15 protein-coding genes are annotated in these 14,858 nt (G+C 59.6%); 9 read left to right on the top strand and 6 right to left on the bottom strand.

Going from position 1 to position 14,858, the window contains the following annotated elements:
* From rlmH to RUM8411_RS14995, 3 genes are all read right to left on the bottom strand, one after another.
* Positions 1-471 (bottom strand): 23S rRNA (pseudouridine(1915)-N(3))-methyltransferase RlmH, encoded by a 471-nt coding sequence (gene rlmH / locus RUM8411_RS15005; protein ID WP_085823534.1) that lies wholly within the window; start codon positions 469-471, stop codon positions 1-3.
* 44 nt (positions 472-515) lie between these two features.
* Positions 516-878, bottom strand: a complete 363-nt coding sequence (rsfS, locus tag RUM8411_RS15000; RefSeq protein WP_050605604.1) for a ribosome silencing factor — start codon at positions 876-878, stop codon at positions 516-518.
* Positions 879-1,039: 161 nt separating this feature from the next.
* Positions 1,040-2,392 carry a mechanosensitive ion channel family protein gene (locus RUM8411_RS14995; protein WP_085823533.1) on the bottom strand — a complete coding sequence of 451 codons (1,353 nt, stop codon included), beginning with the start codon at positions 2,390-2,392 and terminating at the stop codon, positions 1,040-1,042.
* Positions 2,393-2,645: 253 nt separating this feature from the next.
* Here RUM8411_RS14995 and leuC point away from each other — a divergent pair, with 253 nt between their 5' ends.
* The 3 genes from leuC to leuD are packed head-to-tail and all read left to right on the top strand — an operon-like array spanning position 2,646 to position 5,289.
* Positions 2,646-4,049, top strand: coding sequence for a 3-isopropylmalate dehydratase large subunit (gene leuC / locus RUM8411_RS14990; RefSeq protein WP_085823532.1), 1,404 nt, complete (start codon positions 2,646-2,648; stop codon positions 4,047-4,049).
* A gap of 37 nt (positions 4,050-4,086) precedes the next feature.
* The gene (locus RUM8411_RS14985) at positions 4,087-4,641 is read left to right on the top strand and encodes an HdeD family acid-resistance protein (protein ID WP_085823530.1); all 555 of its coding nucleotides are present in this window, start codon (positions 4,087-4,089) and stop codon (positions 4,639-4,641) included.
* 42 nt (positions 4,642-4,683) lie between these two features.
* Complete coding sequence (gene leuD / locus RUM8411_RS14980; protein ID WP_085823529.1) at positions 4,684-5,289, top strand: 3-isopropylmalate dehydratase small subunit; 606 nt, start codon at positions 4,684-4,686, stop codon at positions 5,287-5,289.
* Positions 5,290-5,418: 129 nt separating this feature from the next.
* On the opposite strand, the gene RUM8411_RS22855 is transcribed toward leuD, so the two are convergent.
* Positions 5,419-5,703 carry a hypothetical protein gene (locus tag RUM8411_RS22855; RefSeq protein ID WP_200818593.1) on the bottom strand — a complete coding sequence of 95 codons (285 nt, stop codon included), beginning with the start codon at positions 5,701-5,703 and terminating at the stop codon, positions 5,419-5,421.
* On the opposite strand from RUM8411_RS22855, the gene RUM8411_RS14975 reads away from it, so the two are divergent.
* The gene (locus tag RUM8411_RS14975; protein ID WP_234995250.1) at positions 5,702-6,481 is read left to right on the top strand and encodes a hypothetical protein; all 780 of its coding nucleotides are present in this window, start codon (positions 5,702-5,704) and stop codon (positions 6,479-6,481) included. The genes RUM8411_RS22855 and RUM8411_RS14975 overlap by 2 nt on opposite strands.
* Positions 6,478-7,506, top strand: coding sequence for an endonuclease/exonuclease/phosphatase family protein (locus RUM8411_RS14970; RefSeq protein WP_085823527.1), 1,029 nt, complete (start codon positions 6,478-6,480; stop codon positions 7,504-7,506). The genes RUM8411_RS14975 and RUM8411_RS14970 overlap by 4 nt, the downstream gene beginning before the upstream one ends.
* Positions 7,507-7,512: 6 nt before the next feature.
* Here RUM8411_RS14970 and RUM8411_RS14965 read toward each other — a convergent pair whose 3' ends face one another.
* Positions 7,513-8,403, bottom strand: a complete 891-nt coding sequence (locus RUM8411_RS14965; protein WP_085823526.1) for a Rossmann-fold NAD(P)-binding domain-containing protein — start codon at positions 8,401-8,403, stop codon at positions 7,513-7,515.
* Positions 8,404-8,489: 86 nt separating this feature from the next.
* On the opposite strand from RUM8411_RS14965, the gene RUM8411_RS14960 reads away from it, so the two are divergent.
* Together RUM8411_RS14960 and leuB are read left to right on the top strand one after the other, a co-directional pair.
* Positions 8,490-9,389 (top strand): LysR family transcriptional regulator, encoded by a 900-nt coding sequence (locus RUM8411_RS14960; protein WP_085823525.1) that lies wholly within the window; start codon positions 8,490-8,492, stop codon positions 9,387-9,389.
* 135 nt (positions 9,390-9,524) lie between these two features.
* Entirely contained in the window at positions 9,525-10,628 is a 1,104-nt protein-coding gene (gene leuB / locus RUM8411_RS14955) for a 3-isopropylmalate dehydrogenase (protein WP_085823524.1), read from the top strand.
* Between the two features lie 59 nt (positions 10,629-10,687).
* Here leuB and RUM8411_RS14950 read toward each other — a convergent pair whose 3' ends face one another.
* The gene (locus RUM8411_RS14950) at positions 10,688-12,868 is read right to left on the bottom strand and encodes a transglycosylase domain-containing protein (protein WP_085823523.1); all 2,181 of its coding nucleotides are present in this window, start codon (positions 12,866-12,868) and stop codon (positions 10,688-10,690) included.
* Between the two features lie 258 nt (positions 12,869-13,126).
* Here RUM8411_RS14950 and RUM8411_RS14945 point away from each other — a divergent pair, with 258 nt between their 5' ends.
* Both RUM8411_RS14945 and RUM8411_RS14940 read left to right on the top strand, forming a co-directional pair.
* A complete protein-coding gene (locus RUM8411_RS14945) occupies positions 13,127-13,465 on the top strand; it encodes a P-II family nitrogen regulator (protein WP_085823522.1) in 339 nt (112 codons plus the stop codon).
* A 33-nt stretch (positions 13,466-13,498) separates the two neighbouring features.
* On the top strand, positions 13,499-14,821 hold the full coding sequence (locus RUM8411_RS14940; protein ID WP_085823521.1) for an ammonium transporter AmtB: 1,323 nt from the start codon (positions 13,499-13,501) through the stop codon (positions 14,819-14,821).
* Positions 14,822-14,858: the final 37 nt, after the last annotated feature.

The following is a 14,858-nucleotide window of genomic DNA, read 5'->3' as shown; positions in this document are numbered from 1 at the left end:
TCAGACCCGGTGATAGGGACCGCCCGACAGGATGGTTGCGGCCCGGTAAAGTTGCTCGGACAGCATCACACGAACCAGCATATGCGGCCAGACCATCGATCCGAAAGACAGGGAATAATCGGCCTCGGCCCGCAATTCAGGGCCTATTCCGTCGGCCCCGCCAATGATCAGCGCCAGATCTTGCCGCCCCGCATCGCGCCAGCCGCCCAGTTTGTTGGCAAAATCCGGTGAGGTCATCACCCGCCCGCGTTCGTCCAGCGTGCAGATCACCGCGCCCTTGGGCAGCGCCTTCCGCAGCAACGCGGCCTCGGCCCCCTGGCCTGCGTTTTTCTTGTCCTCAACCTCGATCACGCGGGCAGGCCCAAGGCCCAAGCCACGCCCGGTCCGGTCAAATCGTGTCAGGTAATCGTCAAGCAGGGTCTTCTCCGGTCCGGCGCGCAATCGCCCGACCGCAACTATGCTGATACGCATGTCTCTCTCGTCTCCGGCCTTTCAATACAGGCCGGGATAGCGCCTCAGTTCGCCGAGGCGCTGCCGCCCTGGGGCAACCACATCTTTTCCAGCTGATAGAATTCACGCACTTCGGGGCGGAAGATATGGACGATCACGTCGCCCGTATCGATCAGCACCCAATCGCCGGCATCCTTGCCTTCGACCTTTGAGGTGAAACCGAATTCCTGCTTGATGCGATCCGTCAGTTTTTCCGCCATGGCCGAGACCTGTCGGGTCGAACGACCCGAGGCAATGACCATGTGATCCGCGACGGACGACTTGCCCTGCAGGTTGATCTGCACGACGTCTTCGGCCTTGTCATCGGAAAGTGAGGAAAGGATACGCTCAAGCAGCTTGTCGCTGATTGACTGAGAGTGGGCCATCATCTTGGCCCCTTCATCGGCGGGCAAACCCGCCTGGGTATGTAGAGACAGGACATAGTCCTCCTTTGTTGCGCGCCGTGAAACCCCGGCGCAGGGGTACTAATAAGGTAGCAAGGGGAATGCAACATTTCAATGAAGGGCCGCGTAGGCGGGCGCACGGCGGCTCACTCTTTGGCGACCTGTTGCGCAGCTGCGTCGTCGGATAGCAGCCGAACTTCGCGCTGGGGGAAGGGGATCGAGATGCCCTGATCCTTGAACGCATCCCACAGCGCAAGGTAGACATTGCCCCGGATATTGGTCAGCCCCTTGGTCGGGTCGCTAATCCAGAAACGTAGCAAATAGTCCACACTGCTGTCGCCGAAGCCGGTAATATGGCAGACCGGTTCATGGCCACTTCCGCTTAGCACGCGCGGGACAGTTTTCACCGTATCTTTGGCCGTTGCGCGCACTTTGTGCGGATCGTCGTCATAGCTGGTGCCAAACTCCAGATCCAAACGCACAAACCGGTCCGAATGCGACCAGTTCACCACCTGATTGGTGATCAAGTCCTCATTCGGGATCAGGTATTCGCGCCCGTCGCGCGTCACCACCGACACATAGCGCGCACCCAGCGCGTTGATCCATCCGAACGTATCGCCCAGCGAGATCACATCGCCCGGTTTGATTGACCGGTCCATCAGGATGATGATACCTGAAATCAGGTTGGACACCACCTTTTGCAGGCCAAACCCGATCCCCACGCCAATTGCCCCCGACAACAGCGCAATGCCGGTCAGATCGAACCCCAACGTGCGAATGGCGGCCAGAAAGACGGCGCCATACAACAGCACCTGAATTCCTTTGGACAACAGAACCTGCATGGACGGAGTGATGTCATCGTTGTTTTGCAGCCCCCGTTCAGCAGCGCGGGTGCCAATGCGCGCCAAAGTCAGCAAGACACCAATCAGCAAAATCGCCTTGAGGATTCCCAGTGCCGAGATATGCAGATCACCAATTGAAATCGCCACCCCGTCCAGAAAACCAGCCACATCGTCGGTCAGATTCAGCGCAATCAGCGTTGCATAGACCCACATTGCCCATTTGAATATCCGCCGCAGCGTCCGGTTGCGCACCAACCGGGCCACCAGCGCGATAGCCAGCCAGGCGGCGGCCAGCGTCGCGACCACTCCGATAATATAGCTGCGTGAGGGCCAGGTGATCTGCTGCATCACCGTATACAGCGCCCAGGAAATCAGCACGAAATAGACCAGTGTCAGGCGCTGCTTCAGCTGAATCAACGTGCGCAGTCGCCATTTTGGCCATCCGATGCGGGCGCGGGCCCAGGCGTCCCACCGGGTTTGCGTCGTCAGCTTCAGCACAACGGCAAGTGCCCACAGACCCAGAATAATCACAAGCTGGTACTGCCGCCAGCCCGGCGTGACGACCAATTCGGCAAGGTTCTCAAATTGTACGGTAAAGCCCGCGACCATGGTGTCATAAAGGTCAGCCAGCGAACTGGGGATCAGGTCTTGGTTCATGCAGGTCTCCTGACCCGCAGCTTGAACAGCGTTTTGTTGTGATGCAAGCCTGATGCCGGATTGAACCTTGATTGACAGCAAGGCCCGATATATCTGGTGCGCATGAGACTCAACTTGGCCCCTGCTCCGACACTGCAAGACCGCACGCGCCTGCGTGAACGGTTCTTTGGGGCCGCCCGCACGGTTCTGGCCTGCCTATAGGCGGCACCCAGCCACTCGCCAGCTATTTCTCATTACATACGGGAGAGGACCAATGTCCCCCAAAACACTCTATGACAAGATCTGGGATGCCCATGTCGCGCACGAAGCCGATGATGGCACCTGTTTGCTGTATATCGACCGCCATCTGGTTCACGAAGTAACCAGCCCGCAGGCCTTTGAAGGGCTGCGCATGGCCGGCCGCCCGGTGCGCGCACCGGAAAAGACCATTGCGGTACCGGACCACAACGTTCCGACCACCGCCGATCGTGTGAACGGGATCGAAAACCCCGAATCACGCATTCAGGTCGAAGCGCTGGACAAAAACGCCAAGGATTTTGGCATTCACTATTATCCAGTTCATGACGTGCGTCAGGGCATCGTCCACATTGTCGGCCCGGAACAGGGATGGACCCTTCCCGGTATGACCGTGGTTTGCGGCGACAGCCACACCGCAACGCACGGTGCCTTTGGCGCGCTGGCCCATGGCATTGGTACGTCCGAAGTTGAGCACGTTCTGGCCACGCAGACCCTGATCCAGAAGAAATCCAAGAACATGAAGGTCGAGATCACCGGCAAATTGCAGCCGGGCGTGACCGCCAAGGATATCACTCTTGCTGTGATCGGCGAGACCGGTACCGCCGGGGGCACCGGTTATGTGATCGAATATTGCGGTGAAGCGATTCGCGATTTGTCGATGGAAGGCCGCATGACCGTCTGCAACATGGCGATCGAAGGCGGCGCGCGCGCCGGTCTCATTGCTCCGGATGAAACCACCTATGGCTACGTCAAAGGTCGCCCACACGCTCCGAAGGGCGCGCAGTGGGAAGCTGCCTTGAACTGGTGGAAAACGCTCTATACCGACGATGACGCACATTTCGACAAGGTCATCACCCTGCGCGGCGAAGACATCGCCCCTGTAGTCACCTGGGGCACCAGCCCCGAGGACGTGCTGCCGATCACCGCAACTGTGCCGCACCCCGAAGACTTTGAGGGCGGCAAGGTCGACGCGGCCCGCCGGTCCATCGAGTATATGGGGCTGGAAGCTGGTCAAAAACTCAGCGATGTCGAAGTCGACACCGTCTTTATCGGCTCGTGCACCAATGGTCGGATCGAAGACCTGCGTGCCGCAGCTGAGATTCTGAAGGGCAAGAAGGTCAAGGACGGTATGCGGGCGATGGTTGTGCCCGGCTCGGGCCTTGTTCGCGCACAGGCCGAGGAAGAAGGTCTGGCGGAGATTTTCAAAGAGGCCGGGTTTGAATGGCGTCTGGCGGGATGTTCGATGTGCCTGGCTATGAACCCCGATCAGTTGCAGCCGGGCGAGCGCTGTGCCGCAACCTCGAACCGCAATTTTGAAGGCCGTCAGGGCCGGGGTGGGCGCACCCATCTTCTGAGCCCGGCGATGGCTGCCGCTGCGGCAATCACTGGACGGCTGACAGACGTCCGTGAATTGATGTAAGAAGCTCTCATATCTAGATATTTGAGGGATTGAAGACATGAGTGACTGGATCAAATGGCTCCTGCTGGGGCTTCTGTCCATAGTGTTCGGCATTTTCGTGCTGGGCGCGCCGGCGGTGGCGTCGATTGCCGTGACCGTGGTGACCGGCATATTGCTGCTGGTTTCCGGCGCATTGCAGGTTGTTGGCGGGTTCACAGTAGAAGGCACCGGCAACAAGGCTCTGTCGCTCATTATGGGTGCGGTGATGCTGTTTCTGGGCTGGTCCTTTCTGGATCACCCGTTGCAGGGCACCGTGACGCTGGCCACGGTCTGCCTGATCCTGTTCATGGCAGGCGGCATTGCCCGGGTAATCCTGTCGTTCCAAATGAAGGGAACGCAGTATTTCTGGGCCACGCTGATTTCCGGCATCATGTCGATTGTTCTGGCGATCATCATCTGGCGGTTCGCCGCCACTGATCCGGCCGTGCTGCTGCAACTGCTGGGGATTCTGCTGGGCATCGAGATGCTGTTCAACGGACTCGGGCTGGTCTTCATGGCGTTCTTCATCAAAGACGCACCCAAAGGCGAAACAAACGAAGCGAAAGAAGCTTAACAGCGGGACTTGGGCGCGGCCCTCTCCTGCAGGAGTGTAGACATGGAAAAGTTTGAAAAAGTCCACGGGGTGGCCGCCCCAATGCCTCTGATCAATATCGACACCGATATGATCATTCCGAAAGTGCATCTGAAAACCATCAAACGGTCCGGCCTTGGCGTCGTCCTGTTTGATGAGATGCGCTATCACGACCACGGCGGCGAGAACGAAGAATTTGTTCTCAACAAGCCCGCCTATCGCGCCACCGAGATTCTGGTTGCCGGCGACAATTTTGGCTGCGGCTCATCCCGGGAACACGCGCCCTGGGCAATCAAGGATTTCGGCATCAAGGTTGTGATCTCGACTAGCTTTGCCGACATCTTCTTTAACAACTGCTTCAAGAACGGCATCCTGCCCATCGTAGTCGAAGAAGAACATCATGCCGTACTGATGGAAGATGCACATAAAGGCGAAAACGCTCGCATGACCGTGCATCTGGAAGATCAGCAGATCACCACGTCCGACGGCGTTGTGATCGCATTCGAAGTCGACCCCCACCGCAAGCACTGCCTGCTGAATGGTTTGGACGATATCGGCCTGACGATGGAAAAAGACCATCACATCGACAAGTTCGAAGACCACGCGAGTCAAGCCCGCCCCTGGGTATGATTCTGGGGACGAATCTGTGGACACTCAACTTTATGGGATCGCCAAGGCGGTCCCATTCGCATTCTTGGGGTTGAAATCAAGTCCGCCACAACATCTAGGTCTCAATTCGATACACACGTCGCGTTTGCGTCAAAAATGATGCAATCGCGCACCAGTTGCGCCATCATTTTGCCCGAAATGACATGTTATCTGCACCTCGGCTTGAGCGAAATGCCGCTTATCGTCAATGTTGGTGGAGACAGGCACCCACCAGACAAAAACGTTGGTGAGATTTGGCATCTGCTGTGACGGAACACGGCAGGCACAAGTTGGAATGAAGTCGGCGAAGAATCGACTAATCCAGTGTGAAAGGGTTCGGATAGTGATTGCACGCACAACAGGGGCGGCAATTCGGGGAATATTGGTCGCGCTCATGGTGCTGACCCCCGCGTTGTACTTGCCCGTATCGTCAACGAATGGCACCGAGATTGTTGTCTTTCTCGCGATTCTGGCCTTTTTTCTGACCTTTGCCGAATACAACTCGGCCTTTCCCAGCTTTATCGAATTCCGGGACGCACCGCCGGTGAACCGCCTGCGTTTCGTCGGCCTGATGTCGATGGTCACTTTTCTGACGCTGATCTGCAAAAATGCCTATGCGCCGACTGATTTGACCACCTCTGCCTATGCAATCGGTCTGGGTGTCGCCAACGTCGTCGACTTCCCTTATTCGCCCGTGCGCCTGATCGTCCTGATGCTGCCCGCGGATGCGAGCCCGCCCCTGCTCGAGCTGGTTCGCATATCCGCAAGTGTCGCCTACGTGGCCGCGTTGGTCACCATCGGCAGCTTTGCCTATGCCGTGAAGCTGAAAGGCTGGCCCACCGGTAACGGCGCATTCAACGTCTGGACCAATCTGCCGCTGTTCGACCCGACCAAAGGCGGTGACGTGGTCACCCGCTTGCAGCGCGACGGACGTCTGAACATCTCGATCGGGGTATTGCTGCCATTCCTGATCCCGGCTCTGATCAAAATGCTGACCGATTTTGCCAATCCGATCTCGCTGAGCAACCCTCAGACCCTGATCTGGACAATGAGCGCCTGGGCCTTCCTGCCAGCCAGCATGATCATGCGCGGCATGGCAACGTTGCGCATCGCGGGCCTGATCGTCGAAAAGCGCCGCGCCTATTCCACAGCCGAGTCCACACAGGCCGCATGATCCGCACCCTTATTCTGCTGCTGCTGCCGATGATGGCGCAGGCAGAAACGGTGCGCATAGCCACGTACAACACCGAGCTTGGTCGCAAAGGTCCAGGGCTGCTGCTGCGCGATATCCAACGCGGCGATCCGCAGGTGCAAGCGGTGGTGGATGTGCTGGTCGCGACACAGCCGGATATCGTGACCCTTCAGGGCATCGACTGGGATTTGCAGGGCCAGGCCCTCAGCGCGCTGGCAGACGAATTGCGCTCTGCAGGGTTGGATTACCCCTATCATTTTGCGCCCCAACCAAATGCGGGGCGAGAAACACACTTCGATCTGAATGGGGATGGACGCACGGCTGGCCCCGCCGACGCGCAAGGCTGGGGGCGTTTCACCGGGCAGGGTGGGCTTGCAGTCTTGTCGCGGTTTGCCATCGACACAGACACGGCGCAGGATTTTACCGACTTGCTGTGGCGCGACCTGCCCGGGGCGCAATTGCCGCAGACCGAGGCCGGGCCCTTTCCTTCGGAGGCGGCGCAAGAAATTCAGCGCCTGTCTTCGATGGCCCATTGGGTCGTGCCGGTGAACACTCCGATTGGACCGCTGGAGCTGATGACGTTTCACGCCGCGCCGCCGGTCTTTGACGGGCCAGAGGATCGCAACGGATTGCGCAACCGCGACGAAATCCGACTGTGGTCCGTGCTGCTGAACGGTGAGTTGGGGCGCAGGCCCGAAGGGGCCTTTGTGGTCGCCGGAGACGCCAATCAGGATCCCACACTGGGCGAGGGCCGCAAAGAGGCGATACACGGCCTATTGGCTGATCGCCGCTTGCAGGACCCACAGCCCAGTGACCCTTCGGGGGCACTGACCACGGTAGAATGGAAAGCCGTGGGGCAATTGCGTGTCGATTACATCCTGCCCTCAGCCGATCTGCGCGTGACGGGGTCTGGCGTGTTCTGGCCCGCAGACGGCACACCACTGCGGGAGGCCGCCGAAACGGCCAGCCGGCACCGATTGATCTGGGTCGATATCGCCGCGCCATAGCAGTTGTCAGGCCTGCGCCAGCGCCGACGGCCGCGCGGTTGGGTCAGGTATCGCATGACGCAGCGCGACATCCGGTTCCGTGGGCTCAAACCCTGCGACCAACTGATCAAAGAACGTCCCATCCAGGCTGTGTGGCAGGTTCCAAAGATACCGCATTTCCAGCAGAAACGGCGCCATGCGCCAGAACGGGCGGGCCAGCCAAAGGGGCCACCAGCGCATCTGCTTTAGCCGCACGGTGTCACCGGTCACGCGCGACAGGGCCTGTGCCAGCTCGGATCCAGTCAGGGTGTAGCCCGTATAGGGCACGTCGCAAAACCGCGGCAGGCTGCCCCGCTGCTCGGACAGCGCCACAGCTGCACGGGCAAGATCCGGCAGGTATGCCCAGGCGTGGGAAACATCAGGCCGACCCGGATAAACCAGTTCGCCGCGGGCAAGACCTTTGGTCAGAACCATATCGAACCAATTGCCCGACGCCGTGGTATCAATAAAGTCCCCGGCCCTCAGAATGATCGTTCTGACCGAAGATTTGCGATAGGCCTCCTCCATCTCAATTCGAATCCGCCCCAAAGGGTTTTGGGCCATGTGCGGCGTGGCACCTGACCAGGAACCCGGCATCTGCGCCCCAAACACATAGACGTTTCCGGGAATAATCACCGTCGCTCCGGTGTCTGCGGCCACCGCAATAACCTCGCCATGCAGCCTGGGCACAAGGCGGGCCCAGTCCGGATAGGGTGGGTTCCAAGCATTCACGATCACGTCGACGCCATCGGCCTGCTGTCGCAAGTCCTGAGTCTGTCGATCAAAGCTGCGCACCGACCAGCCTGCAACGCGGAATGCCTCGGCTGCATTGCGACCGAACCGGCCAGTCGCGCCCAAGATAAGAACGGTCTTTGTCATGGTCACCTCCTGTTTCCCCTTCAGTTTGGGCCATTCAGTTCATTCAGGGAATTGCCGAAAAGCACAGAACGTGTATTCATTTTTGAATGGACAAATCTCTCACCCATTCTGACTGGTCGCTGATTCAGAGCTTTCTGGCCGTGGCTGAAACCGGCTCATTATCTGCGGCGGCGCGGCGACTGGATCGCAGCCAGCCGACGCTGGGCCGCCAGATCCATGCGCTTGAGGACGAGCTTGGCGTGTCTCTGTTCGACCGCCATGCGCGCGGCCTCAAGCTGAGCGATGTTGGCGCGCAATTGTTGCCGATGGCCCAGCAGATGCACCTGGCCATGAATACGTTCAGTTTGACCGCCGCCGGTCAATCGCAACAACTGGAAGGCTCGGTGCGCATCACGGCCTCGGTCTTTGCCTCGCACCATCTGTTGCCCGCGATCCTGGCGCATATCCGGGTGGAAGAACCCGCCATACAGCTGGATCTGGTCGCCACGGATGCCACCGAAAACTTGTTGTACCGCGAGGCCGACATTGCCGTGCGCATGTACCGACCGGAACAGGTGGACCTCATCTCGCGCTATCTGGGGGACGTACCGTTGTGTTTCTGTGCCGCACGATCCTATCTGGACCGCGTCGGCAGGCCTGAAAAACCCGAAGATCTGTTTGATCACGATCTGGTCGGGTTCGACGCCAATGAACAGATCATCACCAAAATGCAGGAAAAGGGCTGGCCCGCGAACCGGGGCAGCTTTGCCACCCGCTGCGATTTGCAAAGCGCCTATTGGGAGCTGATCCGCGCCGGATGCGGCATCGGGTTCAGCCAGGTGCAGGTGGCCGAAGCTGATCCGCTGGTCGAAGTGCTGCCGTTGGACGTTGAGATCCCCGTGCTTCCGGTTTGGCTGGCCGCGCCACAGGCGATGCGCCAGACACCGCGAATCCGCCGCGTCTGGGACTTGCTGGCCGAGGGGCTAAGGTCCGGTCTGAAAGCGTAATCACCGCCGCAGGCGGCCTGCAGGGCACAGAAACCCGATTTCCCGCACTGTTCCGACGTTTAAGCCTGTTCGTCTCATTGACCCGATGCAGCACAGGCGCTAGGGCCTTTTCGACGAAACGCAAGGAGATCCTTCATGTCCAACCCCTCGCTCCTCATCCTGCCCGGAGACGGAATTGGCCCCGAAGTCATGGCCGAAGTACGCAGAATCATCACTTGGTTCGGTGCGAACCGAGACCTGGAATTCGACGTGAGCGAGGATCTGGTCGGCGGTGCCGCGTATGACGCCCATGGCAAGCCGCTGTCGGACGAGACCATGGCCAAGGCGCAAGAGGCAGACGCGGTATTGCTGGGCGCTGTAGGCGGCCCGAAATACGACGATCTGGACTTCAGCCTCAAGCCCGAACGCGGTTTGCTGCGCCTGCGCAAAGAGATGGACCTGTATTCCAACCTGCGCCCGGCGCAGTGCTTTGACGCGCTGGCGGACTTCTCTTCGCTAAAGAAAGACATCGTCGCTGGCCTCGACATCATGATCGTCCGCGAGTTGACCTCGGGCGTCTATTTCGGCGAGCCCCGCGGAATTTTTGAAGAAGGCAATGAACGTGTGGGCATCAACACCCAGCGTTATACCGAATCCGAGATCGAACGCGCCGCGCGCTCGGCCTTTGAACTGGCGATGCGCCGGAACAAAAAGGTCTGCTCGATGGAGAAGGCCAACGTGATGGAATCCGGCATCCTGTGGCGCGAGGTCGTCGACCGTGTGGCCAAGGAATACCCCGAGGTCGAGCTGTCGCACATGTATGCCGACAATGGTGCGATGCAGTTGGTGCGCGCGCCCAAACAATTCGACGTCATCGTGACCGACAACCTGTTTGGCGATATCCTGTCGGACTGTGCCGCGATGTTGACCGGTTCGCTGGGCATGCTGCCCTCGGCGTCTCTGGGCGCACCGATGGCCAATGGCCGCCCTAAGGCGATGTACGAACCGGTCCATGGATCGGCCCCGGATATCGCGGGTCAGGGCAAGGCCAACCCGATCGCCTGTATCCTCAGCTTTGCCATGGCGCTGCGCTATAGCTTTGATCAAGGTGACGAGGCTGGTCGTCTGGAAGCCGCGATTGAAAAAGTTCTGGCCGATGGTGTCCGCACCGGAGACCTGCTGGCCGGCGAAGGTGTTCAGCCGGTTTCCACCACCGAAATGGGCGACGCTATTCTTGCCGCTTTGGAGGAAAGCCTCTGATCCAGGTCCATATTCGAAAAAAAGGCGGTGCCCAGTGCGCCGCCTTTTTCTTTTGCTTCTCAGTTTCCGAAGATATTCTTCAATAGATTGTTTATCGTATCTTCGAAGCCTTTGCCCTTACGGCGCTGTTGTTGCGGTTGTGCTGTCCGAACCGGTGGGTCCGGGGCCAACATTGGCAGCGGTGTCGGGGTCATCCCCTCGGTCACGCGCACCATCGTCTCTCTCCAGATTTCCGCAGGCAGGCCCCCGCCGGTCACACCCGACAGGGGCGTGTTGTCGTCATAGCCCATCCAGACACCCGTCACGTAATCCGCCGTGAACCCGATGAACCAGGCATCCCGCGCGGCCTGCGTCGTGCCGGTCTTGCCCGCCACTTGCCATCCGGGCAGCTTGGCGCGCCCGCCAGTACCCTCAGAGACTACACGCTCCATCATCCAGGTCAGTTGCTTGGCAGCTTTGTCGTTGATCACCCGTTCGCCGATGCCCGTTGTGGTCACCATCATGGGCGCGCTGTCGCCCAAAAGTTTCAGCTCGGACAGGCCATAGGGTTCAACGGATGAGCCCCCGTTCAGGATACCGGCGTAAGCCCCGGTCATCTCGATCAAAGTGCTTTCCGACGCGCCCAGCGCCAGTGCGGGTCCTTCAGCCAAATTACTTTCGATACCAAACTCGCTGGCAACGGTGCGGACATTGTCCAGCCCTGAGATTTCGGCCACTTTCACCGCCGGAATGTTCAGTGAATTCTTCAGCGCGTCGGCCAGTGAGACGCGCCCATAGTATTTATTCGTGTAGTTCTTGGGGCACCATTGGCCCGATCCAGCGATGTTCCAACACGTCGGCTCATCCATCACCGTATCCAGCGGCGAATAGCCCAGCTCCAGCGCCGTGGCATAGACGAAGGGCTTAAAGGATGACCCGGTCTGACGCAGCGCCTGTGTGGCGCGGTTAAACGCCCCCGACACCCGCGTCTTGCGCCCGCCGACCATGGCCCGCACGGCTCCGTCTGCTGACATTACCACAATCGCGGCCTGCGCTTTCGATCCTTCGCGCACCTTTTCCTCAAAGATGTATTTCAGCGCCTCTTCTGCCGATTTCTGCAAGCGCTGATCCAGTGTGGTGCGGATCACAACATCATCGGTGGTGTCGGTGCCAAAGAAACTGGGCAGCTCGGTGATGACCCAATCAGCGAAATAACCGCCAGCGCGCGCTGCAGCGGCCTCGGACAGCTGAGCCGGATTGCTGCGCGCCTTGCTGGCCTGTGAGGCAGTCAGGTACTCCTGTGCCTCCATCAGCCCAATCACCAGTTGGGCCCGATCCTGCGACCGTTGCAGGTTGTTTGTGGGCGCGTACCGCGTGGGCGCAACAAGCAAACCAGCCAGCATCGCAGCCTGGGATGGGTTCACTTCTGCGGCTGAAATCCCGAAATAGCGCTGACTGGCGGCTTCGAACCCACGAGCGCCAGAGCCCAGAAAGGCGCGATTCAGGTAGATGGTCAGAACTTCATCCTTGGAGTATTTGACCTCCATCGCCATCGCATAGACCGCTTCCTTGGCCTTGCGCCACAGCGATCCCTGACGGCAATCGGATTCGTAGGCTTTCTCAGACTCCCATTCGCTGGGCACATAAGGCACACCCAAACACAACAGCTTGGCCGTCTGCTGGGTGATGGTCGACCCGCCATGGCCTGACAGCGGCCCGCGCCCCTCGCTCAGGTTGATGCGCACCGCGCTGGCGACACCCCGGGGGCTGACACCGAAGTGACGGTAGAATCGCTTGTCCTCGGTCGCGACAACGGCGTTCTTCAGATAGGGCGAGACGGTGTCGGCAGTAATTACCCCGCCAAACTGATCACCGCGCCAGGCAAAGACCTTGCCGTCGCGATCCAACAGGGTCACCGACCCGCGCGCCCGACCGTCCAGCAACGCGTCCACATCGGGTAGCGAGGAGTAGACAATCCCGACCGCCAGCGCCAGCAACAGCGCCGCAATCGCTCCGACACGCCAGGTCACGCCCCAGATCAACCGCCAGGCCCAACGGAACAACCGGCGGAAGAACCCGCCGCCGCCGCCGGACTTCTTGCGTGTTTTCTTGCGGGTGGTGCGCCGCGTCGTCGTCTTGCGCGCCGTCGCTTTCTTGCCCGCGGGCTTTGCAGCCCGCTTGGTCGCCGTGGGTTTGCGCCCTTTCGACGGGTATCTCTTGTCCGCGACAAGCGGAGCCTTGCGGCGCCTGGACTCAGTCATGCTCAAACTCTGCCCGTTATCGTTTTGGGGCACCATACCCTGCCATACCCGCGAAGTAGAGGTATGAAATTCCGGAAGGCAGCCTCCTCAACACGCCTATAATTTAATCAAACAGCAGATTCTGTGCAAAAAATGTGCACCTTGCCTGTATTTTCCCCGGCGATTTACCCGCAATACCGTTCCTAACAGCGTTCAGGCGCGTTCTTTTTCTGCAGGTGCAAACAAACCGGACAGACCGGGGAAGCAGAGGGGATTAACGTGAAACTGATCATTGCGACAATCAAGCCGTTCAAGCTCGAGGAGGTGCGCGAAGCACTGACCGAAGCGGGCGTTCGCGGCATGATGGTGACCGAAATCAAGGGCTTCGGCTCGCAATCGGGTCACACCGAGATTTATCGCGGCGCAGAATACGCTGTGAACTTTGTACCCAAGATCAAACTGGAGATCGTGGTGCCCGCCACGATGGCCGACCAGATCGTAGAAACCATCACCAAATCCGCCAAGACCGGCAAGATCGGCGACGGCAAGATTTTCGTCCTTGATGTCGAGCAGGCCCTGCGCGTGCGGACCGGGGAAACGAACGAAGAGGCGCTGTAAGCGCCCCCACTCAACACTATTCGAGGACTGACAATGAACCTGATGAAATCTCTCATCCCTGCCGCCGCGATCGTCGCGCTGCCGCAGGTGGGCCTAGCGCAGGAGGCCGCCACCGGCGAAGCCGCGCTGCACACACAATACATCTTCACCACGCTGCTGTTTCTGATGGCAGGGTTCCTGGTGTTCTTCATGGCCGCCGGCTTTGCCATGCTCGAAGGCGGGCTGGTGCGGTCGAAAAACGTGGCCATGCAGATGATCAAGAACGTGGCGCTGTTTTCCTTTGCCGCGATCATGTACTGGCTGATCGGCTTCAACCTGATGTACCCCGGCGACGGCTGGACCATCGCGGGGTGGGTTGGACCGTTCTTCAAAACCACGGTCCTGGATCCGGTGGGCGTGGGTGCTGACGCCGCGGCATTGGATTATGCTTCGGTTGGTTCGGACTTCTTCTTCCAGCTGGTGTTTGTGGCCGCAACTGCGTCGATCGTATCGGGTGCTGTAGCTGAACGTATCAAGCTGTGGCCCTTCCTGATCTTCGTGCTTGTTCTGACCGGCGTCATGTACCCGATCTCTGGCTCGTGGCAGTGGGGCGGCGGCTGGTTGTCCGAGGCTGGTTTCTCGGATTTTGCCGGCTCGACCATCGTGCATTCGGTTGGCGGCTGGGCGGCTCTGGCGGGTGCCCTGATCCTGGGTCCGCGGATTGGCAAGTACAAAGACGGCAAGGTTCATCCGATGCCCGGGTCGAACCTGGCGCTGGCCACTTTGGGGACATTCATCCTGTGGTTGGGGTGGTTCGGCTTCAACGGCGGGTCGCAGCTGGCGATGGGCACCGTGGGTGACGTATCCGACGTGTCGCGCATCTTTGCCAACACCAACATGGCCGCAGCCGCAGGCGCAGTGGCAGCCCTGATCCTGACACAGCTGCTGTACAAAAAACCTGACCTGACCATGGTGCTGAACGGCGCGCTGGCCGGCCTGGTGTCGATCACTGCGGAGCCGCTGGCCCCGACCCTGTTCGGCGCGCTGTGGATCGGTGCCGTTGGCGGTGTCATCGTGGTCTTTGCGGTTCCGATGCTAGACAAGTTCAAGATCGATGACGTGGTTGGTGCCATCCCGGTTCACCTGTTCGCCGGGATCTGGGGCACCGTCGCCGTGATTTTTTACGGCGAAGCCAGCCTGGGTACGCAGCTGCTGGGTATCCTCGCCTACGGTCTGTTCACCTTTGTCGGCGCTTTGATCCTGTGGTCGATCCTGAAGGCCACCGTCGGCATTCGCGTCAGCGAAGAGGATGAGATCAACGGCCTGGACATGGCTGAACTGGGCATGGAAGCGTACCCAGAGTTCTCAAAGGGCTGATATCCAACCCAAACCAACAAAAAACCCGGGCGGTTTC

It is taken from the genome of Ruegeria meonggei (genome assembly GCF_900172215.1).
In the GTDB taxonomy this organism is placed as follows: Bacteria; Pseudomonadota; Alphaproteobacteria; order Rhodobacterales; family Rhodobacteraceae; genus Ruegeria; species Ruegeria meonggei.
Note: the sequence above shows the minus strand (reverse complement) of the source record. Positions and strands in the feature narration are given on the sequence as shown.

Coding starts and splice junctions, on each gene's coding strand:
- rlmH (WP_085823534.1), bottom strand. CDS start 471: ATGCGTATCAGCATAGTTGCGGTCGGGCGATTGCGCGCCGGACCGGAG.
- rsfS (WP_050605604.1), bottom strand. CDS start 878: ATGATGGCCCACTCTCAGTCAATCAGCGACAAGCTGCTTGAGCGTATC.
- RUM8411_RS14995 (WP_085823533.1), bottom strand. CDS start 2,392: ATGAACCAAGACCTGATCCCCAGTTCGCTGGCTGACCTTTATGACACC.
- leuC (WP_085823532.1), top strand. CDS start 2,646: ATGTCCCCCAAAACACTCTATGACAAGATCTGGGATGCCCATGTCGCG.
- RUM8411_RS14985 (WP_085823530.1), top strand. CDS start 4,087: ATGAGTGACTGGATCAAATGGCTCCTGCTGGGGCTTCTGTCCATAGTG.
- leuD (WP_085823529.1), top strand. CDS start 4,684: ATGGAAAAGTTTGAAAAAGTCCACGGGGTGGCCGCCCCAATGCCTCTG.
- RUM8411_RS14975 (WP_234995250.1), top strand. CDS start 5,702: ATGGTGCTGACCCCCGCGTTGTACTTGCCCGTATCGTCAACGAATGGC.
- RUM8411_RS22855 (WP_200818593.1), bottom strand. CDS start 5,703: ATGAGCGCGACCAATATTCCCCGAATTGCCGCCCCTGTTGTGCGTGCA.
- RUM8411_RS14970 (WP_085823527.1), top strand. CDS start 6,478: ATGATCCGCACCCTTATTCTGCTGCTGCTGCCGATGATGGCGCAGGCA.
- RUM8411_RS14965 (WP_085823526.1), bottom strand. CDS start 8,403: ATGACAAAGACCGTTCTTATCTTGGGCGCGACTGGCCGGTTCGGTCGC.
- RUM8411_RS14960 (WP_085823525.1), top strand. CDS start 8,490: ATGGACAAATCTCTCACCCATTCTGACTGGTCGCTGATTCAGAGCTTT.
- leuB (WP_085823524.1), top strand. CDS start 9,525: ATGTCCAACCCCTCGCTCCTCATCCTGCCCGGAGACGGAATTGGCCCC.
- RUM8411_RS14950 (WP_085823523.1), bottom strand. CDS start 12,868: ATGACTGAGTCCAGGCGCCGCAAGGCTCCGCTTGTCGCGGACAAGAGA.
- RUM8411_RS14940 (WP_085823521.1), top strand. CDS start 13,499: ATGAACCTGATGAAATCTCTCATCCCTGCCGCCGCGATCGTCGCGCTG.